The 24,848-nt window shown below is 72.5% G+C and carries 22 protein-coding genes; 9 read left to right on the top strand and 13 right to left on the bottom strand.

The window, feature by feature from the left end; translation table 11 throughout:
* The first annotated feature begins 68 nt into the window (after positions 1-68).
* A complete protein-coding gene (locus QSJ60_RS09130) occupies positions 69-842 on the top strand; it encodes an ABC transporter permease (RefSeq protein WP_229781646.1) in 774 nt (257 codons plus the stop codon).
* Positions 842-1,630 (top strand): ABC transporter ATP-binding protein, encoded by a 789-nt coding sequence (locus tag QSJ60_RS09125; RefSeq protein WP_230762871.1) that lies wholly within the window; start codon positions 842-844, stop codon positions 1,628-1,630. The genes QSJ60_RS09130 and QSJ60_RS09125 overlap by 1 nt, the downstream gene beginning before the upstream one ends.
* A 44-nt stretch (positions 1,631-1,674) precedes the next feature.
* Here QSJ60_RS09125 and thrC read toward each other — a convergent pair whose 3' ends face one another.
* Positions 1,675-3,099, bottom strand: coding sequence for a threonine synthase (gene thrC, locus QSJ60_RS09120; RefSeq protein ID WP_285463392.1), 1,425 nt, complete (start codon positions 3,097-3,099; stop codon positions 1,675-1,677).
* Between the two features lie 141 nt (positions 3,100-3,240).
* Here thrC and QSJ60_RS09115 point away from each other — a divergent pair, with 141 nt between their 5' ends.
* Both QSJ60_RS09115 and QSJ60_RS09110 read left to right on the top strand, forming a co-directional pair.
* Positions 3,241-4,248: a hypothetical protein gene (locus QSJ60_RS09115; protein WP_285463390.1), complete on the top strand. Its 1,008-nt coding sequence runs from the start codon at positions 3,241-3,243 to the stop codon at positions 4,246-4,248.
* Between the two features lie 82 nt (positions 4,249-4,330).
* On the top strand, positions 4,331-4,648 hold the full coding sequence (locus QSJ60_RS09110; protein WP_230762865.1) for a hypothetical protein: 318 nt from the start codon (positions 4,331-4,333) through the stop codon (positions 4,646-4,648).
* Positions 4,649-4,681: 33 nt separating this feature from the next.
* Here QSJ60_RS09110 and QSJ60_RS09105 read toward each other — a convergent pair whose 3' ends face one another.
* Complete coding sequence (locus QSJ60_RS09105; protein ID WP_189084631.1) at positions 4,682-4,981, bottom strand: helix-turn-helix domain-containing protein; 300 nt, start codon at positions 4,979-4,981, stop codon at positions 4,682-4,684.
* 105 nt (positions 4,982-5,086) lie between these two features.
* On the opposite strand from QSJ60_RS09105, the gene QSJ60_RS09100 reads away from it, so the two are divergent.
* Together QSJ60_RS09100 and QSJ60_RS09095 are read left to right on the top strand one after the other, a co-directional pair.
* A complete protein-coding gene (locus QSJ60_RS09100) occupies positions 5,087-6,976 on the top strand; it encodes a site-specific DNA-methyltransferase (protein ID WP_230762861.1) in 1,890 nt (629 codons plus the stop codon).
* On the top strand, positions 6,973-9,906 hold the full coding sequence (locus tag QSJ60_RS09095; protein WP_285463387.1) for a DEAD/DEAH box helicase family protein: 2,934 nt from the start codon (positions 6,973-6,975) through the stop codon (positions 9,904-9,906). Before QSJ60_RS09100 ends, QSJ60_RS09095 begins: the two co-directional genes overlap by 4 nt.
* A gap of 21 nt (positions 9,907-9,927) precedes the next feature.
* On the opposite strand, the gene QSJ60_RS09090 is transcribed toward QSJ60_RS09095, so the two are convergent.
* From QSJ60_RS09090 to QSJ60_RS09070, 5 genes are all read right to left on the bottom strand, one after another.
* Positions 9,928-11,256: a CDP-glycerol glycerophosphotransferase family protein gene (locus QSJ60_RS09090; RefSeq protein ID WP_285463385.1), complete on the bottom strand. Its 1,329-nt coding sequence runs from the start codon at positions 11,254-11,256 to the stop codon at positions 9,928-9,930.
* A gap of 92 nt (positions 11,257-11,348) precedes the next feature.
* A complete protein-coding gene (locus tag QSJ60_RS09085; protein WP_502871400.1) occupies positions 11,349-12,194 on the bottom strand; it encodes a glycosyltransferase family 2 protein in 846 nt (281 codons plus the stop codon).
* Positions 12,195-12,243: 49 nt separating this feature from the next.
* Positions 12,244-13,071, bottom strand: coding sequence for a CDP-alcohol phosphatidyltransferase family protein (locus QSJ60_RS09080; protein ID WP_189084626.1), 828 nt, complete (start codon positions 13,069-13,071; stop codon positions 12,244-12,246).
* Positions 13,072-13,074: 3 nt separating this feature from the next.
* Positions 13,075-14,073 (bottom strand): glycosyltransferase family 2 protein, encoded by a 999-nt coding sequence (locus QSJ60_RS09075; protein WP_230763531.1) that lies wholly within the window; start codon positions 14,071-14,073, stop codon positions 13,075-13,077.
* 157 nt (positions 14,074-14,230) lie between these two features.
* On the bottom strand, positions 14,231-16,015 hold the full coding sequence (locus QSJ60_RS09070; protein WP_285463383.1) for a S1C family serine protease: 1,785 nt from the start codon (positions 16,013-16,015) through the stop codon (positions 14,231-14,233).
* Between the two features lie 166 nt (positions 16,016-16,181).
* Between QSJ60_RS09070 and QSJ60_RS09065 the strand changes: the two genes are divergently transcribed.
* Positions 16,182-17,399, top strand: coding sequence for an aminotransferase class I/II-fold pyridoxal phosphate-dependent enzyme (locus tag QSJ60_RS09065; protein WP_285463382.1), 1,218 nt, complete (start codon positions 16,182-16,184; stop codon positions 17,397-17,399).
* 21 nt (positions 17,400-17,420) lie between these two features.
* On the opposite strand, the gene QSJ60_RS09060 is transcribed toward QSJ60_RS09065, so the two are convergent.
* From QSJ60_RS09060 to QSJ60_RS09040, 5 genes are all read right to left on the bottom strand, one after another.
* Entirely contained in the window at positions 17,421-18,230 is an 810-nt protein-coding gene (locus tag QSJ60_RS09060) for a carbon-nitrogen hydrolase family protein (RefSeq protein ID WP_230766116.1), read from the bottom strand.
* Positions 18,227-18,724, bottom strand: coding sequence for a ClbS/DfsB family four-helix bundle protein (locus tag QSJ60_RS09055; RefSeq protein WP_230766119.1), 498 nt, complete (start codon positions 18,722-18,724; stop codon positions 18,227-18,229). Before QSJ60_RS09055 ends, QSJ60_RS09060 begins: the two co-directional genes overlap by 4 nt.
* A gap of 47 nt (positions 18,725-18,771) precedes the next feature.
* A complete protein-coding gene (locus tag QSJ60_RS09050; protein WP_189084622.1) occupies positions 18,772-19,077 on the bottom strand; it encodes a helix-turn-helix domain-containing protein in 306 nt (101 codons plus the stop codon).
* Positions 19,078-19,550: 473 nt separating this feature from the next.
* Positions 19,551-20,189 carry a GntR family transcriptional regulator gene (locus QSJ60_RS09045; RefSeq protein ID WP_285463381.1) on the bottom strand — a complete coding sequence of 213 codons (639 nt, stop codon included), beginning with the start codon at positions 20,187-20,189 and terminating at the stop codon, positions 19,551-19,553.
* Positions 20,189-20,857 carry a GntR family transcriptional regulator gene (locus QSJ60_RS09040; protein ID WP_285463380.1) on the bottom strand — a complete coding sequence of 223 codons (669 nt, stop codon included), beginning with the start codon at positions 20,855-20,857 and terminating at the stop codon, positions 20,189-20,191. Before QSJ60_RS09040 ends, QSJ60_RS09045 begins: the two co-directional genes overlap by 1 nt.
* Before the next feature lie 436 nt (positions 20,858-21,293).
* On the opposite strand from QSJ60_RS09040, the gene QSJ60_RS09035 reads away from it, so the two are divergent.
* Positions 21,294-21,827 carry a hypothetical protein gene (locus QSJ60_RS09035; RefSeq protein WP_285463379.1) on the top strand — a complete coding sequence of 178 codons (534 nt, stop codon included), beginning with the start codon at positions 21,294-21,296 and terminating at the stop codon, positions 21,825-21,827.
* 90 nt (positions 21,828-21,917) lie between these two features.
* The gene (gene helR, locus QSJ60_RS09030; RefSeq protein WP_352230684.1) at positions 21,918-24,215 is read left to right on the top strand and encodes an RNA polymerase recycling motor ATPase HelR; all 2,298 of its coding nucleotides are present in this window, start codon (positions 21,918-21,920) and stop codon (positions 24,213-24,215) included.
* Here the strand turns inward: helR and QSJ60_RS09025 are convergent.
* A complete protein-coding gene (locus QSJ60_RS09025; protein WP_230766123.1) occupies positions 24,190-24,786 on the bottom strand; it encodes a TetR/AcrR family transcriptional regulator in 597 nt (198 codons plus the stop codon). The two genes, helR and QSJ60_RS09025, sit on opposite strands and share 26 nt — an antisense overlap.
* Positions 24,787-24,848: the final 62 nt, after the last annotated feature.

Below are 24,848 nucleotides of genomic sequence, written 5' to 3'. Positions count from 1 at the left end.
CCGGCGAACGCCTCTACGATGAGAGCGTGACTGCTGCCACCACTCGCGTCGGAGGCGACGTGCATCCGCTGCGCCGGAAGCCGCTCGCCAGCTACCGGCATTCCCTGTGGCTGCTCACGACGCGGGACCTGAAGGTGCGGTACTCGACCTCGGTGCTCGGGTACGTCTGGTCGGTGCTCGACCCGCTCGTGATGGCGGGCATCTACTGGTTCGTGTTCACCCAGGTCTTCGACCGCTCGGCCGGCTTCGAACCGTACATCGTCTTCCTGCTGAGCGCGCTGCTGCCGTGGATGTGGTTCAACGGCTCGGTCTCCGACTCCACCCGCGCGTTCCTCAAGGACGCGAAGCTCGTGCGGTCGACGATGATCCCACGCACGATCTGGGTGAACCGGATCGTGCTCTCCAAGGGCATCGAGTTCCTCTTCGCGCTGCCGGTGCTCGCGCTCTTCGCGGTCCTCTTCGGTGCCGCGCCGAGCTGGGAGATCGTCTTCTTCCCGCTCGCGATCGTGCTCCAGGCCGTGCTCACCGCGGGCATCTGCCTCATCGCGGCGCCGCTCGTCGTCTTCTTCCGCGACCTCGAGCGGGCAGTGAAGCTCATCCTGCGCTTCTTGTTCTACGCGACGCCGATCATCTACGCGACGACCGACCTGCCGAGCGGCGTGCAGTTCTGGGCCGCGTTCAATCCGCTCTCCGGCATCTTCTCGCTCTACCGCGCCGCGTTCTTCCCGCAGCAGCTGATCTGGTTCGAGGTGCTGATCTCGGCGCTGATGTCGATCGCCTTCCTCGTCGTCGGCCTCCTCGTGTTCCGCGCCTCCGAGCGCCAGATGCTGAAGGAGATCTGATGACGCACTCCGTCACCGCCGACGGCACCACGGGCGAGCGGTCCGCCTCGGGCGGCTTCGCGATCCGCGTCAGCACCCTCGGCGTCCGGTTCCGACGCAACCGCCGTGGCCGCCGCTCGTTCAAGGACCTTCTCGCGGGCCGCAAGCGCCGCACCCGCCCGGGCGAGTTCTGGGCCCTGCGCGAGGTGTCCTTCGACGTGCGACCGGGCGAGGCGATCGGCGTCGTCGGCCGCAACGGCCAGGGCAAGTCGACGCTGCTGAAGCTCGTCGCCGGGGTGCTGCTGCCCGACGAGGGCTCCGTCACCGTGGCCGGCGGTGTCGCGCCGCTCATCGAGATCACGGGCGGCTTCGTCGACGACCTCACGGTGCGCGACAACGTGTACCTCACCGCGGGGCTGCACGGGATGTCGAAAGCGCAGATCGACGCCAAGTTCGACGAGATCATCGGCTTCGCGGAGATCGGCGACTTCCTCGACACCCCGTACAAGCACCTGTCGAGCGGCATGAAGGTGCGGATCGCGTTCGCCGTGATCTCGCAGCTCGAGGAGCCGATCATGCTCGTCGACGAGGTGCTCGCCGTGGGCGACAAGGCGTTCCGCGAGAAGTGCTACCGCCGCATCGACGAGCTGCTCGCCGGCGGGCGCACGCTGTTCTTCGTCTCGCACAACGAGCGCGACCTGCGTCGCTTCTGCACGCGCGGCCTCTACCTCGACGGCGGACGGCTCGTGCTGGACTCCACGATCGACGCCGTGCTCGACCGCTACAACGCGGAGCACGCGAGCCGCTGAGGCTCGCCCGCGCGCACCCCGCCTCCGGGCTGCGCCCGAGCCGCTCAGTGCGCCGCGTCGCGCGCGATCAGGTTCCGTACGGCGACGGCGTCGTTCGCCACCTCGACGACGTTCTGCGGGGCCTCGAGCAGCGCCTGCAGCGCCTCGGGAAGCTCCGCAGGCTCGCCGATCGCCTCGGCGACGATCTCGGGGAACTTCTGCGGTTTCGCGGTCTCCAGCACGAGCATCGGGATGCCCGGCTCGAGGTGCCTGGCGGCGACCGCGAGCCCGTCGGCGGTGTGCGGGTCGACGACCACGCCGTTGGAGCGGTGGATCTCGCGGATGGTCGCCACGCGGTCGGCATGCGTGCTGGAGCCGCTCACGATGCCGAACTCCTCGGCGAAGCGCGGCTGCTCGGCGGAGAGGTCGAGCACGCCGTCGCGCTCGAGCCCGCTCCAGCGCTCGCGGAGCGCCTCCGGATCGCGGCCGACGACCTCGAAGACGAAGCGCTCGAGGTTGGACGCCCGGGAGATGTCCATCGACGGGCTCGACGTCGCGAAGGTCGACTCGCCCGTTCGCGGCCGGTACACCCCGGTGCGGAAGAACTCGTCGAGCACGTTGTTCTCGTTCGTGGCCAGCACGAGCCGGTGGATCGGCAGCCCCATGCGGCGGGCGAGCCAGCCCGAGAAGATGTTGCCGAAGTTGCCGGACGGCACCGTGATCGACACGCGGTGCGCGGCGCGATGCTCGGGCGCGACCGCGTCGCTGTGCCGCAACCACGCCCAGAAGTAGTAGACGAGCTGGGCCGCGATGCGCGCGAAGTTGATCGAGTTGACCGCCCCGAGCCGGTGCTCGCGCTTGAAGGCGGTGTCGCCCGCGATGACCTTCACGAGGTGCTGGCAGTCGTCGAAGTCGCCCTCGACGGCGATGTTGTGGATGTTGTCGTCGGTGAGGGAGTACATCTGCGCGCGCTGGAAGGCGCTCATCCGGCCCTGCGGCGAGAGCATGAAGACCGCGACGCCGTGCTTGCCCCGCAGGGCGTACTCGGCGGCGGAGCCGGTGTCGCCAGAGGTCGCGCCGAGGATGTTCAGGGTCGTGCCGCGCGCAGTGAGCTCGTGCTCGAGGAGCTGGCCGAGGAACTGCATCGCCATGTCCTTGAAGGCCAGCGTCGGCCCCTCGGACAGCCCGACGAGCGTGACCTCCCCGAGCGCGGTGAGCGGCACGATGGGGTCGCCCCCGAAGACAGCGGGATCGTACGCGGCCCGGCAGATCCGCGCGAGCTCCTCGGCGGGGATGCCGCTCGCGTAGCGGCCGATGACCTCGGTGGCGAGGCCCGCGTAGTCGAGGTCGCGCCAAGACGCGAGCTCCTCGGCGGTGACGGCGGGCACCTCCTCGGGAACGACGAGGCCGCCATCCGGCGCGAGCCCCTCGATGAGGATCTCGGTGAAGAGGGCGGGCGACAGCCCGCCGCGGGTCGAGCGGTACTTCACGAGACTCCTGCGGGTCGACGAGACGCTGAGCTTCGATCGTATCGGGCCCTCGGGGCCAGGACGAATGCGTGACGCCATGGTGCGCGGCGTCGAAGCCGTGCGCACCGGGGCCGTCCAGGCCGGTGTGCGTACAATCGCTGCATGCCCGAGCGCGTGCACCGGATCACCTCGATGGGGCGGGACGCCCCGAGCGAGTCGCCCGCGGGCGACGGTACCGCGGCGCCGCAGGACGAAGGCCGGGCGCACGGGGTCGAGCGCACCATCGACCGCGTCCTCGCGATCCACCGCCCCGTCGTGGTGGCACACCTGCGCAGCATCCGTCGTCGCTCCCCGCAGGCGACGCCCGACCAGCTCGTCCGCATCCTGGAGCGGCGCTACCTCGCCGCCGTCACCACCGGCGGGGCCGCCGTCGGCGCGACGGCCGTGATCCCCGGCATCTCCACGGGGATCACCCTGGCCCTCTCCGGCGTCGAGACCGCCGGCTTCCTCGAGGCGACCGCCCTGTTCGCCCAGTCCGTCGCCGAGGTGCACGGCATCCCGGTGGAGAATCCGGAGCGGGCACGCGCGCTCGTGATGACCCTCATGCTCGGCGCGGAGGGCAGCGACCTCGTGCGCCAGTTCGCCGCGCAGGCGAGCGGCACCGGCGTCGCCCGCAGCGCCTACTGGGGCGAGCTCATCACGAACACCCTCCCGAAGGCGATGATGGGCACCGTCGTCGACCGCCTCCGAGCCACCTTCGTCAAGCAGTTCGCCGTGCGCGGCGGCGCGGGGTTCATCGGCAAGGCCCTCCCCTTCGGCATCGGCGCCGCGGTCGGCGGGGTCGGCAATCACGTGCTCGGCCGGCGGGTGCTCGCGCAGTCGCGGCTCGCGTTCGGGGCGGCTCCGGCGGTCGTGCCGTCCGAGCTCGAGCCGCGGGACGACGCCCCGACGCTCTCCTCGGCCGGTCGCCGCGTCGCCGGCGCGGTCGGTGCGGTCGGCCGGGCCGCAGGGCGGCCGTTCGGCCGGCTCGCGGCCGCTCGCGCGCGGAGCCGAGCCGATGACTCGGCGGATGCCCCGGCCGACGCGGATGGCCCGGCCGACGCGGAGGCACCGGCCGACGCGCCCGCCCCCGACGGCTCGCCGGACGCGCCCGCCCCCGACCGCAGCTAGCCGGCGGCGCGCGGACGGCTCGACGTCGGTGGTCCCGGGTACCGTGACGGTGTCGTGCCGCATCCCGACCCGAGGAGGAGCCATGCCGCACGGGGCCCGGCCTGTGGCCGTCGACGCCCACCCCGTCCCATCACCCATCGCCTACCGCGTGCCCTGGCGCATCGATCGAGGCCGCGCCCCGTGGTACACGCTGCGCAACGCCGGCGACGAAGCAGCGCACGGCGTGCACCTCTCGCTCTTCGGCGACGGCCGTCTGCTTTGGCAGCCACTGCTTCGGGTCGAACCCGGCGAGCATGTCGCGTTCGTCCTCCGCGCCGACGACCCGGCTCGCGACTGCGTCGCGGTACTGCGGTGGTTCCGCGCAAGCGGCGAGGAGTACCTCTGGCGCATCGCGTTCTGAGGCGGTCGAGCGGCGGAGCCGCTCGACTGCGGCTCATTTGCCCCGGCGCTTGAGCTCCTCGATCAGATCGCGCACGTTGACCCGGTCGACGCCGGGGAGCTCGGCGAGCCCGATCCCGGCGAGCAGCTCGCCGGGATCGACGTCGAGCACGCCGGCGATGCGCACGATCGTCGTCATCCTCGGGTTCGCCTGACCGCGCTCGATCTTGCCGAGGTTGGTGACGTGCATGTCGGCGAGATGCGCGACCGTCTCCTGGCTCACGCCTCGCTCGAGCCTGACCGCCTTCAGACGCTCACCGAGGATCTGCGCAGCACGTGATTGAGGCTCAGGCATAGCTCCATGCCTATCCGCCCCCAGTTCTCCGATCCAGTGTGCATTCACCTCCAGCGTTTCTGCCTCTATTCTGAGAGCATCGCCAATCCAGCCATGAGGAGACCCATGAGATCGCTGCTCGATCAGCTGCCGAAGATCGTCGCCGATGGCAAGCGCGAGGCCGCGCGGGTGCTCGAGCAACTCACGGGGGAACAGCGCGTGCGCCTGCACACGCGCGAGTTCGTGCAGCCGAGCCGCGAGGCGAGCGGCCTGCCGCTGCACCACGCCTCCGCGCATCAGCAGCCCGAGCCCTCCGGGCGGCTGATCTACGGCGACAACCTGCTCGCGATGTCGGCCCTCCTCGCCGGCGACGACGCGACGGCGGGACTCGCGGGCGGCGTCGACCTCGTCTACCTCGACCCCCCGTTCGATTCGAAGGCCGACTACCGCACGAAGCTCAGGCTCCCCGGCCACGAGGTCGAGACCCGGCCGACGGCGGTCGAGCAGTTCGCCTACTCCGACACCTGGGCCGACGGCACCGCCTCGTACCTCGCGATGCTGACGCCCCGGCTCGTGCTGGCGCGGGAGCTCCTCGCCGACACCGGCAGCTTCTACCTCCACATCGATTGGCACGTCGGGCACTACGTGAAGCTCATCTGCGACGAGGTGTTCGGCCGAGAGAACTTCCTCAACGAGGTCGTCTGGTACTACCGCCGCTGGAACATCGCGAGCACGAGCTTCGCCCGCAACCACGACACCCTCTTCGTCTACGCGAAGCGCAAGGGGCAGCACTACTTCAAGCAGCTCTACATCCCGAAGTCCGAGAAGTCGAGCGGGCAGGGCCGCGCCTGGGTGAGCACGATCGGCGATGACGGCGTGCGCCGCTCGGTGCTGAGCGAGGAGGCCACGAAGGGCGTCGCGATGCCCGACGTCTGGGACCTCTCGATGATCAACCCCGTCGCCAAGGAACGCGTCGCCTACGCCACGCAGAAGCCGCTCGCTTTGCTCGACCGGGTCATCGAGGCCTCCTGCCCGCCGGGCGGCCTCGTCGCCGACTTCTTCGGGGGCTCCGGCACGACGGCCGCGGCGGCCGAGGCATCCGGACGCCGCTGGATCACCAGCGACCTCGGCCGCCCGGCCGCGATGATCATCCGCAAGCGCCTCATCGACCAGGACGCGCGGCCGTTCCTCTACCAGGAGATCGGCGACTACCAGGTCGAGCAGATGCGCTCCAGCCTGGGCCGCCGCTACCGCGTCGGCGACCTCGCCCGCACGGTGCTCGGGCTCTACGGCGCCGAGCCGCTGCCCGAGGCGCAGAACCCGAACGGCGCCCTCGGCAGCCTGCCGGGCGGCCGCACGCTCGTCGTCGCGGAGAGCCCCGCCCGGCTCACGACCGTCGAATCGCTGCGCCGCGCCCAGTCGCAGCGCGACTCGGCGCTCGGGGGCTTCGAGCGCGTGGTCGTGCTCGGCTGGAACTTCCCCGCCGGCATCGGCCACGACATCGAGGCGCTCGCCGACGCCCGCCTCGAGGTGCGCGTCATCCCGCCCGACCTCATCGACCGGCTGAAGAAGAAGGGCGGGCGGCTCGGCGACACCGTGCGCTTCTCCACCCTGCAGTACCTCGAGGCGGGCCTCCGCACGGCGCGACGCCGCGGCGACGAGCTCGAGCTCGTGGTCGGGCTCGACAACTACGTGCTGCTCTCCCCCGAGGCGATCAGCCTTCGCGCCGAGGACCGCGAGAAGGTGCTCCAGCTGATGAACCGCGACCCGCTCTCGCTCATCGAGTACTGGGCCGTCGACCCCGACTACGACGGCGAGCTCTTCCGCTCCACCTGGCAGGACTACCGCGGCAACACCCTGAACGACGATGACCCGCTGCGCGTCGTCGCCTCGGCGACGCTGCGCGCCCCGTGGCGCCCCGGCGTCCGCCGCATCTGCGTCCGGGCGGTCGACGTCTTCGGCTTCGAGTCCGAGGTCGTGCTGGAGCTCGACGCCGTCGAGGCGGATGCCTCGTGAGGATCCCGGTCGACGAGGAGCTGCCGCTCGCCAGGGAGATCTCGATCAGGCTGGCCGACGACGCCCGGGCGATCGAGTCCGGCGAGCCGTGCGCGCTCCTCGAGGCCGTCACCCCGACGACGGCCGAGCTGCTCCGCTGGTGGTTCGACGCCTCGCTCTCCGCCGGGCGGCCGGATGCCTTCCACGAGGGGCAGCGCGACGCCATCCTCGCGATCGTCTACGCGCACGAGGTGCTGGGCGCGTCGAATCTTCGCGAGCTCTACGAGCGTCTCGCCCCGAGCGCGCTTTCGGCGGCCGCGCGCCAGGAGCTCGCGCACGAACGCCACGGGCATCCCAAGTACGCCGCGAAGCTCGCCACCGGAACGGGCAAGACCTGGGTGATGAACGCGCTGCTCGTCTGGCAGCACCTCAACCATCTCGCGACGCCCGCCGATCCGCGCTTCAGCAGCAACTTCCTCGTCGTGGCGCCCGGGCTCATCGTCTACGAACGGCTCCTCGACTCGTTCCGCGGCCGACGCGTCGACGGCGTGCGGGATCCGAGCACGAGCGAGTTGCACGCCAGGCGGGCGCTGTTCACTCCGCCCCGGCACGAACGCACCATCGCCGCGCTGCTCGCATCGGGCGTCGTCGAGAAGCACGAGATCGGGCTCCGCGTCCCCACCGGCGGCATGATCGCCGTGACGAACTGGCACCTCCTCGCCGGCACGGAGGACCCCGACTTCGCGGGCGACGCGAACGGCGGCACCCGCAGCCGCCGGCGCAGCGCCGACGATCCGGCGCGGGCCGCCGTCGAGAGCATGTTCCCGCTCTCCCCCGGCGCGGCCGGGCACGCGCTGGAGGCGCTCGACCGGCGGGCGCAGCGGGGCCGTCCGCTGCAGTCGCTCGTCGACCTCCCCGACCTCGTGGTCCTGAACGACGAGGCGCACCACGTGCACGCGCTGCGGGCCGGCCAGGACGCGAGCGACGTCGAGTGGCAGCAGAGCCTCACGGCGATCGCCTCGACGAAGGGCCGCCGATTCCTCCAGCTCGACTTCTCGGCGACGCCCTTCGACGAGACCGGCGGCGGTGGACGGCCCCGCCGTCGCTACTTCCCGCACATCGTCGTCGACTTCGACCTCCACGCCGCGATGCGGCGGGGGCTGGTCAAGGCGATCGCGCTCGACAAGCGCAGCGAGCTGGCCGCGCTCCCCCTCGACTTCACCGCCGAGCGCGACGAGCACGGCGCGGTCGTGGGGCTCTCCCCCGGCCAGCGCACCATGATCCGCGCCGGGCTCAGCAAGCTCGCCCTCCTCGAGGCGCAGTTCGCCGAGATCGACCCCGAGCGACGCCCGAAGCTCCTGATCGTGACCGAGGACACGATCGTCTCCCGCCACGTCGAGGAGTTCCTGCTCGACGCCGAGCGGCTCGACCCCGAGGACGTGCTCAGAGTCGACAGCGGCCGACGCAGCGAGCTCGGTCCGAGGGAGTGGGAGCCGATCCGCGCGCGGCTCTTCGACCTCGACCGGCAGGCGCGGCCGCGCGTCGTCGTCAGCGTACTGATGCTCCGCGAGGGCTTCGACGTCGACAGCATCTGCGTGGTCGTGCCGCTCCGCTCCGCGGGCTCGGGAATCCTGCTCGAACAGACGATCGGCCGCGGCCTCCGGCTGATGTGGCGGGGCGACCCCGTGGTGGAGGAGCTGAAACGGGAGACGCGAGAACGCATGCGCCGCGGACTCGAACCGGCCAATCACTTCGACGTGCTGTTCATCGTCGAGCACCCGGCCTTCGAGGCGTTCTACGACGAGCTGCTCGGCGACGGCCTGCTCGCGATCGTCGAGGACGACGGGATCGCCGCCGTCGGCGACCTCGAGCGCGTCGAGCTGCGACCCGGCTGGCAGGAGTACGACCTCGTCGTGCCCGAGATCGTGCGCGAGCACGAGGAGGAGCTCGTCGAGCCCCGGATCGACCCCCGCTCGCTCGAGCCGTGCCGCTTCGAGCTCGCCGTCCTGCGCCGCGCGGTCGGCCGCGGGGAGCGGTGGAGCTCGCACGACCTGCAGACGCGGACGCAGTACGGCGACTACCGGGTCGACGGCGGCGTCATGACCGCGACCGGCTACAACGACTTCCTCGCCCGCATCACCCGGCGCATCGCCACGGTCGTCGGGCGCACCTTCACGCCGGCGGCCGCGCGCTTCAGCGCGGCGAGCCGGTACCCGCTGCTCGTCACCCACCGCGCCCGCATCGCCGCCTGGGTGGACCGCTACGTGCGCGACCGGCTCTTCGGCGAGCCGTTCGACCCCACGCTCGATGAGGGATGGCGCGTGCTCCTGCTCCCCGGCGTCGCCGAGCACGTCGCCGGCGTGTTCTCGACCGCACTGGTGGAGGCGCAGCAGCACCGCACCGTCGCGACCGCGCTCGTCGAGCAGCGCAGCGTCGCCGAGATCGGCAGCACCCTGATGCGGGCGCGCGACGCGGTGCCCAGCCGCAAATGCGTCTTCCCCGCGCTGCGGGTCGCGAGCCGCGGCGGCGGGCTGGAACGACGCTTCATCGAGTGGGCGGATCGGGACGGCCGGGTCGAGGCGTTCATCAAGATCGACGAGTACGCGCACACGTTCCTGCGCCGGCCGTACCTCCGCTCCGACGGCCTGCCGGCCTGGTACTCGCCGGACTTCCTGGTGCGCACCTCCGAGGCGGTGTACGTCGTCGAGACGAAGGCGCAGTCCGCGCTCGCCCATCCGGACGTCGAGCGCAAGCGACGCGCGGCGCTCGACTGGGTCGAGACGTTGAACCGTCTGCCGGCCGCCGCGCGAAGCGGTCGCCGCTGGCACTACGTGCTGCTCGGCGAGGAGGCGGTCGACGCCTGGCGACGCGGCGACGGCCGGTTGAGCGAGCTGCTCGAGCTGGAGCGGCTGTCGGCGCCGACCTCGGGCGGGGCGCCGACGCTCCACTGAACCACGCAGGCTCGCGGGACCTCAGCCGTGCGCGTCCTCGTCGGACCGGCTCTCGGCCCGCTCACCCTCGACGTCGTGCTCGTCGATGGCCTCGTCGTCCCGGTGCTCGGCGGCGAAGCGCTGCCACTCCGCCATGAGGTGGTCGATCGCGGCGTGGAAGCGCGCGGTCGCGGCCCCCGGGGCGGTGTCGCCGAAGTACCGCTCGACCCAGTGGCCGAGTCGGTCGAGTGCAGCCGGATCGTGCGCGACCTCGTCGACCCGCGCGACCATCGCCGCGCCCGCCTGCGTGAGCGGCATCCCGGGTTCGGCGACCAGCCACTCGCACGCCGAGAGGTAGCCGCCCGTGTCGATCTCCGCCTCCTCGGCGAGGGGCCGGGTGACGAGCAGCGGCTTGCCGGTCGCGAGCCGGTCGTAGACCATCGCCGAGATGTCGACGACGGCGAGGTCGGCGGCGGCGAGCTGCCAGCCGAGCTCCGGGCCGTCGTCGTAGACGTGCATCGCGCTCGGATCAGCCTGGTTCGCGGCGCCGATGGCGTCGATGATCGCCCGGTTTGCGGCCGCATACTCGTGGTCGAGCACCCCGGATCGCGGGTGCGGGCGGTAGATCACCCGGTGCCGGCCCGTCGCGAGCAGCGCGGTGACGAGCGCGACGCCGTGCGAGGCGATCGAACCGTAGGCGGCCGCCGCGCGGTCGCCTTCCCAGGTCGGGGCGTAGAGCACGACCTCTCGCCCGTCGTCGGGGTAGGGCAGCTCGCGCCCGTCGTGGTAGTGGTCGGCCTGCGGTCGGCCGATCGGGATCGCCCGCTTGTCGAAGTCGTAGTCCCAGAGCACCTTGCCGAGCCGGCTCCTGGCCGCGTCGCCCGCGATGAGGGCGTAGTCGTAGGCCTTGAACTGGTTGGTGGTCATGTACATCTTGTCGGACTCGCCGTGGTTGATGAACACGTGCCAGCGCCGCCCGTAGCGCATCATCTGGAAGTTCTTCGCGTTCTGGTTCACGTAGAGGATGAGCTGGAGCTGCTGATCGTGGATGAGCTGCTCGAGATCGGCGACGCGCCGCACGTAGGCGACGGGCACCGGCGACTCGTCGAGCAGGGCGAGCGCCGCACCGGAGGCGCGGCTGAGGATCACCACGGGATGCGTCTTCGCGAGCTCGGCGAGGGGCTTGTACCACTGGCGCAGCTGGTAGAGATTGACCTTGCCGTCGGCGAAGTACACCCCGATCCGGTAGCGGCCGGGTTCGAGCGGCGCCACCCGGGCGAGCGCCGTGCCGAGCGCTCGCTGCGCGCGCCGCGAGGCGATGATGTTCCTCGCGAGCTTCACGGCACGGCGAGCGTCAGTCTTCAATCCCACTCGGCAAGGGTAGCCACGCCCGGCTGAGCGGATGCCCCGGGGCGGGCGTTGCGGCCGCACCGAGAGCCGATCGTTACCGAGCGATCCGAGGCTCAGACGATCGGAGGCCGACCGGCACGGGTCATCCGCCAGACCGTCCGCCAGCGGAGCGGCCGTCGCTCCCCCGGATCCTCTCGCCAGCCGGCGAGCCAGCCGCCGAACCAGGCGCGCAGTTGCGCCGGTCTGCGCGCCCAGCGCAGCACCTGGATCGCCGTCCACGAGCCCACGTAGAACGGGACGAGCACGGCGGGCAGGTTGCGCCGGGCCAGCCAGACGCGGTTGCGGGCGTTGAGCCGGAAGTAGTACGAGTGCCGCGCCGGGTCGATGACCGGGTGGGCGGCCTCGAGCTCGCCCGCGTACCAGGCGCGATGCCCGGCGTCCCAGACCCGCCAGGCGAGCTCGACCCCCTCGTGCGCGTAGAAGAACGGGTCCGCCCACCCTCCGGTCCGGTCGAACACGTCGCGCGGCAGCAGCACCGCTCCCTCCCAGCAGGAGAAGACGTCGCTCGAGTGCGCGGGATCCCCCTTGCGGATCCGCGGGATCCAGCGGCGCGGCGAGGCGAGTCCGGTGGGGTCGACGACCCGCGGCTGCACGAGTCCGAGCTCGGGCCGGGCGGCGAGCAGCGCCGCCCCCTTCGCGAGGAACTCCGGGTCCGGCAGGAACGCGTCGTCGTCGAGGAAGAAGAGCAGCTCGCCCTCGACCTCCGGCACCCCGCGATTGCGGCCGGCCGGGATGCCGAGATTCTCCGCGAGCGCGAGCGTCCGCACCCCGGCGGGCAGGGCCGGCTCCGCGGTCGCCGGGTCCCAACCGTTGCCGACCACGACGACGTCGACCGCGACCCCGCGCTGCTCGAGCACGCTGCGCACGCCGCGCAGCAGTTCCGCCGGACGGCGGCCCATCGTGAGCACGACGACGCCGAAGCGGGGGGTCACGCCCCCGGCCGCCGGCTCAGGAGCGGACACGACGGCTCGCCATGATCGCCACGAAGTGGCCGAGGACGGCGAGCACGGCCAGCGGCAGCAGGGCGGCCACGACGACCCGGTCCACGATCGGCTGACCGACGAAGAGCCCGACCACGGCGGCGGCGAACGCGATGAGCGTGAGCTCGACCGAGTGGTAGAGCCGGTGGAACGGCACGAACCGGGCGACGCGGCGGAGCTTCGCGACGAGGCCGCCGCGCGGCGCCGTCTCGCCGTGGGTGTCGGCGAGCTTCGGCAGACCGGCGTTCGCCCGGGCGACGTGCACCATGTCGTTCAGCGCCTTGTTCAGCACGATGACGAGCGCGAGCAGGGCGCCGACGGTCGTCCAGAGGAAGTCGGCGGGGAACTCGAGCGGGTACGCGGCGGCGCGGATGCCGAGCGCGATCGGGATGAGCGCCTCGGTCGAGTAGTGCCCGACCTTGTCGAGGAACACGCCGGCGGGCGACGACGTGCGCCGCCACCTGGCGACCTCGCCGTCGCAGCAGTCCACGAGCATCTGCAATTGCCCGAGGATCACGGCGAGCAGCGCACCCCAGATGCCGGGGATGAGCAGCGCCGCAGCCGTCGACCAGCCGACCAGGATCATCAGCCCCGTCACGCCGTTCGCCGAGATCGGCGTCTTCAGCAGCAGCCAGGTCAGGTACGGCGAGAGCCGTCGCAGGTAGAGCGATGCCGTCCAGTGCTCCGCATTGCGCCGCCCGCGGACCTCCGGCGGCTGGGTGACCGCCTTCAACTCGGCAAGGCTCGATGGGTGCGTTCTCGACGGCTCCGACGACGTCGAGTGCGGGTGCGACATCCGTTACCTTCCCGTATGGCTGGCGATGTTCCGTGTCAGCGAGAGATAGCCGAGCACGAAGCCGGCGCCCCACGCGACATGGATGCACGGCAAGACTACGAGAAACCAGAGCCATGACGCGGCACCCTGGCCGCGACCGTAGAGGAGGGCCGCGACGAGCACGAAGAGCAGGTACACGATCGGGACGACGAGCCCCGCGGCGAGCCACGGCGTCTGGCCCGCGAGCGCCTGGATGAGGCCGCCGAGGCCCGCGAGCAGGCCGAGCAGCACCCCGAGCACCATGACGGGCGGGACGAAGTAGCGCACGCCGTTCGCAGCGGGGAAGCGCCGGGCGAGCTCCCCGCGCCAGAGCCCGGTGGAGAACATCTGCCGGCCGAGGCGTTCGAGGCTCGACCGGGGCCGGTACGTCACGCTCAGCTCCGGGGTGAACCAGACGATGCCGCCGCTCGCCCGCAGACGGCGGTTGAGCTCCCAGTCCTGGCCGCGCTTGATCGTCTCGTCGAAGAGGCCGACGCGTTCGAGGGCGGAACGGCGGAAGACGCCGAGGTAGACGGTCTCGACCGGTCCCGCCGTGCCGCCGACGTGGAAGGCGGAGCCGCCGAGCCCGACGGGGGTGGTGTACGCCCGTGCCACGGCCCGTTCGAACGCGGTCTCACCGTGCGCGGCCATGATGCCGCCGACGTTGTCGGCACCGGTGCGCTCGAGCGTGTCGACGGCGATCCGGGTGTAGTCGGCCGGCAGCATCGAGTGCGAGTCGACGCGCACGACCACGGGATACTGGGCCGCGCGGATGCCGAGGTTGAGCCCCGCGGGCGTCGAGCCCACCTCGTTGTCGAGCACACGGACACGGGTGTCGCGCGCGGCCAGGTCGGCGACCAGCTCGGACGTGCCGTCGATCGACGGCCCGAGTGCGATGAGCACCTCGACGGGGCCGTCGTAGTGCTGATCGAGGATCGACTCCACGGCGGCGCGGACGTGCGAGGCATCGTTCAGCACCGGCATCACGTAGGAGACGCCGAGCGTCGACCGGGCGTTGCCGTCGGGCTGATCGGGCAAGATTCCTCACTCTGCTGCTGGGTCGATCGAGCCTAGCAAACGCCGAGTGGCCGGAGCCGCGATGGCTCCGGCCACTCGCCGGGATGCTGCGTCGGTCTCGGGATCAGCCCTCGAAGGTGCCGAGTGTGACCGTCACGGTGTGCGCCTCGCCGTCGCGGAGGTACGTGATCTCCGCCTCGGCACCGCCCGCGAGCGCGCGGACCTGCGCCGTGAGGTCGGTCTGGTCGGTGATCGGCAGCCCGTTGAACTGCGTGACGACGTCGCCCTTCTGCAGGCCCGCGTTCGCCGCGGCGCCCCCGGCGGGAACATCGGTGATGAGCGCACCGACGGTGCTGCTCTGCTCGTCGCTCTGGGCGGCCGTCACGGTCGCGCCGAGCAGGCCGTGCGTCGCCGAGCCGTTCGCGATGATCTCGTCCGAGACCCGCTTGGCGAGGTTCGACGGGACCGCGAAGCCGACGCCGATGTTGCCCGACTGACCGGACGAGGAGTCGCCGGTGCCGAGGATCGCGACGTTGACGCCGATGAGCTCGCCCTTGCTGTTGAGCAGCGCGCCGCCGGAGTTGCCGGGGTTGATCGCGGCGTCGGTCTGGATCACGGGGATCGAGATGTTGCCGCCGCCCTGCTGCGTCTGCTGTCCGCCCTGACCGCCCTGTCCCGGGATGTCGAAGTTCCAGAAGTCGAAGGGCTGCTGTCCGCCCTGCTGCTGGTCGCCCTGGCCGCTGTCGTCCGGCGTGGACGGCGCCGCCGAGGACGCGACCTCGATCGAACGGTTCAGCGCGCTCACGATGCCGTCGGTGACGGTGCCGGACAGCCCGAGGGGGGCGCCGATCGCGATGGCGGTGTCGCCGACGTTGAGCTTGCTCGAGTCGGCGAAGGCGAGCGGGGTCAGCCCCGAGGCGTCCTTCAGCTTGATCACGGCGAGGTCGCTCAGCGGGTCGGTGCCGACGAGCTCGGCCGTGTAGAGGTGCCCGTCGTCGGTCTTCACCTGGATCGTGGGCGTGCCGGTCGCACCGTCGAGGGTGACGACGTGGGTGTTCGTCAGCACGTAGCCGTCGTCGGACAGGATGATGCCCGATCCCGTGCCCGCGCCGTCGGCGGAGGACACCGAGATGGTGACGACGCTCGGGCTCGCCTTCGCCGCGACCGCGGTGACCTGGTTCACGGAGTCGGTGTCGTTGACGACGACGTTCTGCGGGTTGGCGCTCGCGGAGGTCGTGGTCGTGCGGTTCGCCATGGCGAGGGCGGTGACGCCCGCGCCGGCGCCGCCGCCGATGAGGGCGGCCGCGACGATGGCTGCGGCGATGCCAAGGCCGACCGGACGCTTCTTCGGCGCGGGCGCCGCGGCGGGCTGCCCGCCGAAGGCCGGCGGGACCTGCCCCGGCGGCACCTGGCCCGGCTGCGGCTGGTGCGCGCCGGGCAGCGGCTGCGTGGGCTGCGTCGCGGGGTGGGTCGGCTGCGCGGCGGTCGGGTGCGGGTACTGGGCCGCGTGATACGGCTGCGGCGCTCGGCCGGGCTCGTAGAGCGTGCCGGTTGCCGGCGCGGCCGGTGCGGCCGGCTGGTCCGCGGCCTGCGGGGCGGACGCCTGGGGCGCCGCGGCCTGCGGCGTCGACTGCGGCGCGGCGGGGGCGGAGGCGTTCGGCGCCGCGGGGGCGTTCGGGGCGACCCAGCCGGCGGATGCCGGGGCCGGTGCCTCGTTCGCGGCGGCGGGAGCCGCTGCGACGGGTTCGGTGCCGCTCGTCGCGGCAGCGGGAGCCGCTGCGGCGGCCTCGGGGGCGCTCGGCGCGGCGGCGTCGTCGTTCGTTCCGGTGACGTCGGCGGCTTCCGTGACGTCACGCTCCTCGGGGTCCCGCGGCTCCTCCGAGACGGGGCCGGTGGTGTGATCGGTCATGTCTGCTCCTTCCAAGCTGACCCCACTCTCGCGGCGAAAGCTGTGCACGGCATCGGCGAAGTCTATGGATCGGCTATCGGCCGGCAGTGAAGCCTCCGAACGGCACGAGCCGCCGGCGGCCGGCCTTCGCCAGCGTAGCGCCGGGCGCTGCGGGTACGGTGTGAGCGTGACCTATTCCCTCGCTCAGGGCCACCTCTCCCCCTGGCAGCGCACCGCGGCCGGCGCCGGGCTGCTCGGCCCAGACGGGCGCATCGCGGCCACCGTCTTCGCCGAGATGAGCGCGCTCGCGCAGCGCACCGGCGCCATCAACCTGGGTCAGGGCTTCCCCGACGAGGACGGCCCGGCGGTGGTGCTCGAGGCCGCGATCGAGGCGATCCGGAGCGGGATGAACCAGTATCCGCCGGGGACCGGCATGCCGGTGCTGCGGGAGGCGATCGCCCGGCACCAGCGGCACTGGTACGGGATCGAGGTCGACCCCGAGCGGGAGGTGCTCGTGACCGCGGGCGCGACCGAGGCCCTGGCGGCGACGGTGCTGGCCTTCGTCGAGCCCGGCGACGAGGTCGTCACCTTCGAGCCGTACTACGACGCGCACGCCGCACTCATCGCCCGCGCGGGCGGCGTGCACCGCACCGTGCCGCTGCGCTTCCCCGAGTGGCGCCCGGACCACGACGAGCTGCGCGCGGCCGTCACCGATCGCACCCGGCTCATCATCGTCAACGACCCGCACAATCCCACCGGGGCCGTGCTCGACGACGCCACCGCCGAGCTCCTCGTCGAGCTCGCCGAACGGCACGACGCGCTCCTCGTCACCGACGAGGTCTACGAGCACCTCCGCTTCGACGGGCCGCACCGCCCGATCGCGGGCCGCCCGGGCGCGGGCTCGCGCACGATCAGCATCTCCTCGGGCGGCAAGACGTTCTCCACCACGGGCTGGAAGATCGGCTGGGTGACGGCCCGCCCGGAGCTCGTCACCGCGGTGCTCGCCGTGAAGCAGTACCTCAGCTATGTGAACGGCGCCCCGTTCCAGCCCGCGATCGCGACGGGCCTCGACCTGCCCGACGCGGTGTTCACGGCCGCCGCCGCATCGCTGGGCCGGCGCGCCGAGCTGCTCTCCGCGGGGCTCGAAGCGGCGGGCTTCGTCGTCTCCCGCCCGCGCGCCGGATACTTCGTGGTGGCCGATGCGGGTCCGCTCGGCTTCGACGACGCCGAGGAGCTGTGCCGCCGGCTGCCGGAGCTCGCCGGCGTCGTCGGCATCCCGGTCTCGGCGTTCGTCCGGCCGGAGCACCGGCACGAGGTCGCCCGGCTCGTGCGCTTCGCCTTCTGCAAGCGCGAGGACGTGCTGCGGGAGGCATCCGCGCGTCTCGCCGCGCTGGGCGCGGCCTGAAGCGGCCGGCCGCGTGCCCGATCAGCGCGGGACGACGCGGTAGCGGCGGAGCTCGAGCGCGGGGTTGATCCGTCGCACGCGATCGAGTCGGTCCCGTTCGAGCCAGGCGACCGCCACCCCGGCCTCCTCGCCGAGGCCCGCGATCTCGACCCCCATCGGGTCGACGACGAGGCTCGCTCCGACCGCGACGGGCGGCGTCTGGTCCGCAGCGGCCAGGTACACCGTGTTCTCGATCGCGCGGGCCGTGGCGAGCGTGCGCCAGTGGTGCTCCTTCAGCGGTCCGCGCACCCATTCCGCGGGCACCAGGACGAGTTCGGCGCCCGCGTCGACGAGGGTCCGCGTGACCTCGGGGAAGCGCAGGTCGTAGCAGGTCTGCATGCCGACGGTGAAGCCGCCGAGCTGGAAGAGCTCCGGCGCGGCCAGCTCGCCCGGCGCGACGTGCTCCGACTCCCGCTGGCCGAAGGCGTCGTAGAGGTGCTGCTTGCGATAGCGCGCGACCACGGCCCCGTCGGCGTCGGCCGCGACGAGCGTGTTCGAGAACCGGCCGTCGTCCCGTCGCTCCAGCATGCCGGCGACGAGGTGCACGCCGAGCTGCCCGGCGAGGGCGCTGAATGCGCCGACGAAGGCGCCGTCGACCGGCTCGGCCGCCTCGGCCATCTCCCGGCCGAGCTCGGGCGTGAAGAACATGGCGTACTCGGGGAGCACGACGAGCTTCGCACCCCGCGCCACCGCGAGCTGTGCGAGCCGCTCGATCTGCGCGAGGTTCGCTGCGACGTCGGCGACCGGCGCGAACTGGCCGACCGCGACGCCGAGCGCCGCACCCGCGGTCACCGCGCCGCCCCGATCGCTCCGACGGCCCAGTCGTAGTGACCGCCGAGGCACTCGTGCACGGGCTCGGCGAGCGGGCCGCCGAGCCAGCGGAACCGCGTGGCATCGAAGAGGACGTCGGCGTCCAGCGCCCCGACCTTCGCGAGCGCGACGGCGTGGCTGCCCTGCAGCCGCGCGAACGCGCGTTCGGCGCCGCCACGGGTGCGCGAACGGTCGCGGAGGCTGAGGTTCAGCTCGTCGAGCTCGTTCCAGGAGAACCCCTCGGCCGGGTATGCCGGAGTCTCGCCGCGCTCGATCGCCGCGATCCAGCCGAGGAGCAGCTCGTGCCAGGCGAACACGTGATCGAGGACGTCCTGGAGATCGCGATCCCGCCGGTCGCGATCGCGGAACGGAGCGTCGCGCTCCGACGGCGGGATGGCGTCGAAAACCGCTTCGAGGTTCCGGAACGCCCGCATCGCTGCGGCCTGCAGGGCGATCTGCGTCTCCGGAGTCGGCATGGTCCCATCGTAGACGGATGCCTCGCGCGCAGCTCGGGCGGATGGACTCAGGCGAGCAGCCAGTCGGACAGCGCAGCGAGGTCGGCCGCGAGCTGGTCGTCGACCGCTCGATAGCGGACGACTCGCCCCTCCCTCGGACCGTCGACCACCAGGTAGCCGAGCTGCTCAAGGTCGCGGAGCGCGGTGGTCGCCGAGCCACGGCTCACCCCGGTGCTGGCGACGATCTCGGTGTGCGAGCTGCGCGGATGGTGGACGACGTGCCGGAGCACGCTGGCCCGAGCCGCCCCGGCGAGCGCCTGCTGCATCGAGGCGATCCGCCCCGGAGCTCCGTCGAGCTCACGTCGTGTCGGCATGTCCACCCTTCCCGATCGCCCTGGGCCGTCCGATCGCCCCGGGGCAGAGATCGGGCTCCCGAGACTCGGGTGATCCGGGGGGATCCAGGTCTCGGGAGCCCGTTTGCAACTGCGTTGCAAGCCCCGAGGAAACGGAGCATCGCGCTCGGCACTACAGGCTTGTTCGACCTCAACCCGATCGAGCGCCGTTCGCGACGAGGATAATGGTATCCCGAATCATCCGCAAGATGCAACTCCAGATCAAAACACTGCTCCACCCCAATGATTCCGGGCACAATGCCGTGTCCAATGTGAATCCATGGCATCCCGACGCGAGCCAGCGCAGTCAGTGTCGAACGCACCCCAGCACGGGCTCCAGCACCGGGCGCCGACGATTCGAGGCGGGCGCGGGCGTGTGCGCCGCCACGGCCGCCCGCAGACACGCTGGGCGCGGGCAGCGGCCGAGCCGCCCGCGCCGCCCGGCCGGACGGGCGTCAGGCGCGCTTGGCCGAGTCGAACTTGCCCGGCGCGATGTACTCGCCGAGGACCGTCTCGGCCAGTTCGGCGTCGCCGAGCGCGATCGCCCGGTACAGCGCCTCGAGGTAGTGGCCGGCGACGGCGGGCTCGAGCGCGTGCGAGATGACCTGCGTCACTCGGGCGCCGACGAGCTGGTTGAGCTCGTCGAGGATGGGGCTGTCGGCCATGACGAAGAGGTACGCACGGAACTCGAGCACGGCCCGGCGCATCGCGGCGGCGTCGACCGGGCCGTCGAGCGCGGTCTCCGGCACGATCAGGCGGAGCGCCTCGACCTGCTCGGCCGTGCGGCGCATCGCGGCCCAGCGGATGACGAGCCGCTCGAGTGTGGCGTGCACGACGCTCAGCGCGTCGAGCTCCTCGTCGTCGAAGCCGCGCACGGTCGCGGGTGAGCGCGCACCGCCCGGAACGACGAGCTGCTCGGCGACGAGGCCCTGGATGGCCTGCCGCACCGGCAAGCGGCTGACGCCGAACTCCTCGCCGATCGACCGCTCGACGAGCGGGGTACCGGGCACGCGCTGGCCCTCGACGATCTGCTGCCGCAACGCGATCTGGATGCGCTTCGCCTCGGGGACCCGGGCCGCCGGCTCGCTCGCCATCATCGCCCTCCCGCCGCGCGGCTCGCGGCGACCTTGGCCTCGAGCTCGTCGAGCACCTCGGCGCGCAGCGCCGACCGAGCGGCCGCGTACTGGGCGCGCACCCCTTCGTCGGCCGCCGCGGCGTCGCGCGCTTCGATCGCCCGCACGACGGCTGCACCGTGCTCGGCGATCAGCCGAGGCGCGAGCACCGCTCCGGCCTCACGGCCGCGGAGCAGCGTGCTGATCTCGAGCACGAACGGATTGCGCGAGGCGTCCGCGATGGCGCCACGGTACGCGAGGACCGACCGGGCCGTCGCGCCGGCGTCGTCGCCGCCGATCGACCGGCCCACCTCGGCGAAGGTGCTGCGGATGCGCTCGACCTCTGCGTCGTCGCGCCGTTCGGCGGCGAGGCGCGCCGCCACCACGTCGAACGCCTCGGAGACCTCGGCGAGCTCGCCGAGATCGCGGAGCCCGAGCTGGCGCACCGCGATGCTGCGGCCGACGCGCGCCACGAGTCCTTCGCGCTCGAGCACCCGGAGCGCATCGCGAACCGGCAGCCGGCTGACGCCGAGCTCCGCTGCGATCGTGCGCTCGATGAGGCGGGACCCCGGCGGACGAGTGCGGGCGATGATCGACTCGCGCAAGGCGTCGGCGACCCGCTCGGCTTCGGTACGCACCTGGTCGGTCATGCCGCCACGCTCAGTCTGCCGACGCGCGCGGCCGCACTGCCACGCGAAAACTGCATCCTGAACGACATAGCAGAACTGTATCAGCAACGATGCGCGCGGGCGCGCCGAGTTCGCCCGGGTGGCCCACCCCAGAAGGCGGGACTCGCAACCGAGCGAAGCATGAGGCAACACAGATCGAGACAATGGTATCCCATGTGCTATGTTCGGGACGTCCACATCATCGCGAGCGTTGATGTCGACGCTTCCGCGCGACTGGGAATCGGTGCGGAGAGGGGGTCCGGAACCTGGGGGAAACGGTCCGGGCCCCCTCGTGCTCAGGTTGAATTGGCATCCCGCTCGATCGAGCTGAGTCGGCGGCGCAGCGTGCGACGCCGGGAACGGGGATGCACCGACCACGCGCCGAACGGCGCGGACCGGCACAGGGAGAGCCGCCACGATGCGAACGCAGGCCGAGTCGAGTTCCGAGCACGATCATCGCGAGTCCCGCCTGGCGTTCGAGGTCGCCGCGGCTCGGCGCGCCGCCGTGCACCGCTCGAGCGCGCACGCCGAGGCCCTGCTCGACGCGGCGCAGCGGCTCGTCGCCGCCGTCGAGCGAGCGGAGCCCGCCGATCCAGCGGAAGCCGCCGATCCGACGGAAGCCGCCCATCCAGCCGAGCCCGACGCGCGCACGGAATCCGCCGGGCGCGAGGTGGACGCCGTCGAGCTGGCCTTCGTGCGCCGCCTCGCCGAGGCCGCGCAGGCGCCGCTGCTGCTCGAGACCCTCGTGCTGCTGGCCGAGCGCTCCCCCGTTCGCCTCTCCAGGCGCGGCGCGGCTGCGTACCTGAGCCTGGCGCAGGCGATCCGGGCGGCCGATCCCGACGGGGCGGAGCGCGCGATCAGGTCACGTCACGAGGCCGATCGCCGACGACGGCGCACCGAGGTGCTCGGGCCGCTGCCGAGGCCCGCAGACCGGCCGCGTCGTCCGGCCTGATCGCCCAGGCCTGATCGCCCAGGCCAGACCCCCTATGCAGGATCCAGCGGGCCTGATCACCCGGAGCGTCGGGCGTGCGCCGACGCCTCGGTGGGCCGCGCTCGCCTGCAGTTCCAGGATACCGCGGGCCCAGGGGCTTGCCGCAAGGCCCCCTCGGGGGCGCATACTGGCGGACCCACCCCGTCTGCCGCCCTTGGAGGACCCCTGTCCGCGAGCCCCTTCCACCTGCCCGCCCACCTCGCTGAGAAGTCGAGCCCAGCGCTCCTCGCCGAGGACGAGCAGCACTTCGCCGCCATCGAGCAGGCGTTCGCCGCCGCGATCGCCGAAGCCCGCGAGGCCCTCGCCGCGGCGCTCCGATCACCGGCCCGGCACGGTCAGGCTGCGCTCGATCGCGACCTCGAGGTGCACCGGCTCGAGAGCCGGCTCCGCACGCTCCGGCGCTACGGCATCGACGCCTGCCTCGGGCGCATCGTCGTCAACGGCGGCGACGCGCCACGCTACATCGGCCGGATCGGACTCGCCGGCCCCGACGGCGAACGGCTCCTCGTCGACTGGCGCACGCCGGCGGCCGAGCCGTTCTTCGCCGCGACGCCCGCGCAGCCGATGGGGCTCCGCAGCCGCCGCCGCTACCGCTGGACCCGGGGCCGGATCGTCGACTACTGGGACGAGCTGCTCGAGCCCGGCGGCGATGGGCGTGCGCTCGCGCTCGACGACCAGTCCGCGTTCATCGCCAGCCTCGGCACCGACCGCTCCGAGCGGATGCGGGACGTGCTCGGCACGATCCAGGCCGACCAGGACGCGATCATCCGCGCCGGCTCCGAGGGCGCGCTCGTGGTCGACGGCGGCCCCGGAACGGGCAAGACCGTGGTCGCCCTGCACCGCGCCGCCTACCTGCTCTACGCCGATGCCCGGGTCGCCGCGCACCGCGGCGGCGTCCTCGTCGTCGGCCCCTCGCATCCCTACCTCGACTACGTCGCCGACGTGCTGCCGAGCCTCGGCGAGCAGGAGGTCGCGATGGCCGTGCCGAGCGACTTCGTCCCCGAGGGCGCGGCGCTGGCGCCGGAGCGCTCCCCCGCGGCGGGCGCGCTGAAGGCCGGCGCCCGCCTGCTGGACGCCGTCGGCGCGGCGGTCGACGCGTACGAGGTGCCGCCGACCGCGGAACTCCTGGTCGACACTCAGTGGGGCGAGTCGTTCCTCGGCCCGACGGAGTGGGCCGAGGCGTTCACCGCCCCGGAGCCGGGCACGCCGCACAACGAGGCGCGCGGCGTCGTCTGGGAGGCGGTGCTGGAGATCCTCGCCGACCAGCAGCCGGCCGGGGTCCCCGCCCGGCTCCTGCGGCGGGAGCTGGAGGCGGACGAAGCGCTGCGGCGTCGCTTCGATCGGGCCTGGCCACTGCTCGACCCGGTCGGAGTGATCGCCGATCTCTGGACCTCGCCCGATCACCTGCGGCGCTGCGCGCCGTGGTTGAGCGGGACGGAGGCGGAGGCGCTCCGGCGCGACGAGCCCAGGAGGTGGACCCGCGCGGATGTGCCCTACCTCGATGCGGCCCGCCGTCGCATCGGCGACCCGGAGGCCCCGGGCCGGATCCGCCGCGCGCGCGCCGAGGCCGAGGCCGATCGCGAGCAGATGGATCTGGTAGTCGATCAGCTCATCGCGGCCGACGACGACGGCGAGGGGCTCGTCACCATGCTGCGCGGCGCGGACGTGCAGCACACGCTGCTGGGCGATCTGCCGGGACCGGAGCGCACCGCCCCGCTCGACGGCCCGTTCGCGCACGTCGTCGTCGACGAGGCGCAGGAACTGACGGATGCCGAGTGGCGCATGCTGCTCGCCCGCTGCCCCTCCCGCAGCTTCACCGTGGTGGGCGATCGGGCGCAGGCGCGGCACGGCTTCCTGGAGTCCTGGGCCGATCGGATGCGCCGGGTCGGCTTCGGCCGCGTCGAGCTCGCCGGGCTCACCGTGAACTACCGCACGCCGGCCGAGATCATGGCCGAGGCCGCGCCCGGCATTCGGGCCGCCATCCCGGACGCGAACGTCCCTACGAGCATCCGCTCGAGCGGGCACCCGGTCGAGCGGCTCCCGCTCGCCGAGCTCGCGACGGTGCTCGAGCTATGGTCGGCGGAGCACCCGGAGGCGAGCTCCTGCGTCATCCACTCGGCCGCCGTCACCGATTCGACGAGGACCGTCGTCGAGTCGGCGCTCGCCGGGCACCCCCGAGTGCGCCGGCTCACCCCGGAGCTCGCGAAGGGCCTCGAGTTCGACCTCGTGGCGCTCGTCGAGCCCGACGGCTTCGGGGACGGCATCGAGGGCGCGGTCGACCGCTACGTGTCGATGACCAGGGCGACCCGGCGGCTCGTCGTGCTCAGCGGCGCGCCGACTCGGCGCTGAGCTCGCGGGCGAGCAGTTCGACGGTGCCGACGATACTGGCGCGCCGCTCCGCGCGTCGGCCCTCGACGCGCCCGCTCAGGAACTCGTCGACCTGCGGCAGCACCGGCCACGAGTCGCACAGCGTGACGATCGTGAGGAGGAGTTCGGCGGCCCCGGCAGAGTCGACGCCCGGGAGCATCCGCATCAGCGCCGCGACCTTGGACGTGTGGTGCTCGAGCCGCTCGGCCCGGGCAACCGTGTCGCGCCCACGCTCCAGCCCTTCCCAGGTCACGAGCCGCGGGACGGTCGGGTCGTCGACGTGGTGGTCGAACAGCCGCCCCGCGTAGTCGGCTACGGCCTGGGGACCCTCGCCGCGCAGCGGCACCTCGTCCATGACCCGGCGCAATTCGCTCACCAGGACCGCGTCGAAGAGCTCGCCCTTCTTCCCGAAGTACTGGTAGATGCGCTCCTTGTTGACGCCGGCGGCCGCGGCGATGCGGTCGACGCGCCCGCCGGCGAAGCCGTGCTGCGCGAACTCGACCGTCGCGGCGTCGAGCAGTCGGCGCTTGGTGCCCTCGGTGTCCCAGGCCATGCCAGCAGGCTAGCAAGGTCCAACCGGGCGGTTGCGGAATAGACGAGCCCGCCCTATGGTTG

Origin of the sequence: Agromyces sp. NBRC 114283 (assembly GCF_030268405.1) — a bacterium.
Classification (GTDB): Bacteria; Actinomycetota; Actinomycetes; order Actinomycetales; family Microbacteriaceae; genus Agromyces; species Agromyces mediolanus.
The sequence above is the reverse complement of the archived record's forward strand: the minus strand, read 5'-3'. Positions and strand labels throughout refer to the sequence as shown.

What these genes read in the sequence shown, in the direction of transcription:
- QSJ60_RS09125 (WP_230762871.1), top strand. Translation starts at nt 842, where the DNA reads ATGACGCACTCCGTCACCGCCGACGGCACCACGGGCGAGCGGTCCGCC.
- QSJ60_RS09115 (WP_285463390.1), top strand. Translation starts at nt 3,241, where the DNA reads ATGCCCGAGCGCGTGCACCGGATCACCTCGATGGGGCGGGACGCCCCG.
- QSJ60_RS09110 (WP_230762865.1), top strand. Translation starts at nt 4,331, where the DNA reads ATGCCGCACGGGGCCCGGCCTGTGGCCGTCGACGCCCACCCCGTCCCA.
- QSJ60_RS09105 (WP_189084631.1), bottom strand. Translation starts at nt 4,981, where the DNA reads ATGCCTGAGCCTCAATCACGTGCTGCGCAGATCCTCGGTGAGCGTCTG.
- QSJ60_RS09100 (WP_230762861.1), top strand. Translation starts at nt 5,087, where the DNA reads ATGAGATCGCTGCTCGATCAGCTGCCGAAGATCGTCGCCGATGGCAAG.
- QSJ60_RS09085 (WP_502871400.1), bottom strand. Translation starts at nt 12,194, where the DNA reads ATGGGCCGCCGTCCGGCGGAACTGCTGCGCGGCGTGCGCAGCGTGCTC.
- QSJ60_RS09080 (WP_189084626.1), bottom strand. Translation starts at nt 13,071, where the DNA reads ATGTCGCACCCGCACTCGACGTCGTCGGAGCCGTCGAGAACGCACCCA.
- QSJ60_RS09075 (WP_230763531.1), bottom strand. Translation starts at nt 14,073, where the DNA reads ATGCCGGTGCTGAACGATGCCTCGCACGTCCGCGCCGCCGTGGAGTCG.
- QSJ60_RS09070 (WP_285463383.1), bottom strand. Translation starts at nt 16,015, where the DNA reads ATGACCGATCACACCACCGGCCCCGTCTCGGAGGAGCCGCGGGACCCC.
- QSJ60_RS09055 (WP_230766119.1), bottom strand. Translation starts at nt 18,724, where the DNA reads ATGCCGACTCCGGAGACGCAGATCGCCCTGCAGGCCGCAGCGATGCGG.
- QSJ60_RS09050 (WP_189084622.1), bottom strand. Translation starts at nt 19,077, where the DNA reads ATGCCGACACGACGTGAGCTCGACGGAGCTCCGGGGCGGATCGCCTCG.
- QSJ60_RS09045 (WP_285463381.1), bottom strand. Translation starts at nt 20,189, where the DNA reads ATGGCGAGCGAGCCGGCGGCCCGGGTCCCCGAGGCGAAGCGCATCCAG.
- QSJ60_RS09040 (WP_285463380.1), bottom strand. Translation starts at nt 20,857, where the DNA reads ATGACCGACCAGGTGCGTACCGAAGCCGAGCGGGTCGCCGACGCCTTG.
- QSJ60_RS09035 (WP_285463379.1), top strand. Translation starts at nt 21,294, where the DNA reads ATGCGAACGCAGGCCGAGTCGAGTTCCGAGCACGATCATCGCGAGTCC.
- QSJ60_RS09025 (WP_230766123.1), bottom strand. Translation starts at nt 24,786, where the DNA reads ATGGCCTGGGACACCGAGGGCACCAAGCGCCGACTGCTCGACGCCGCG.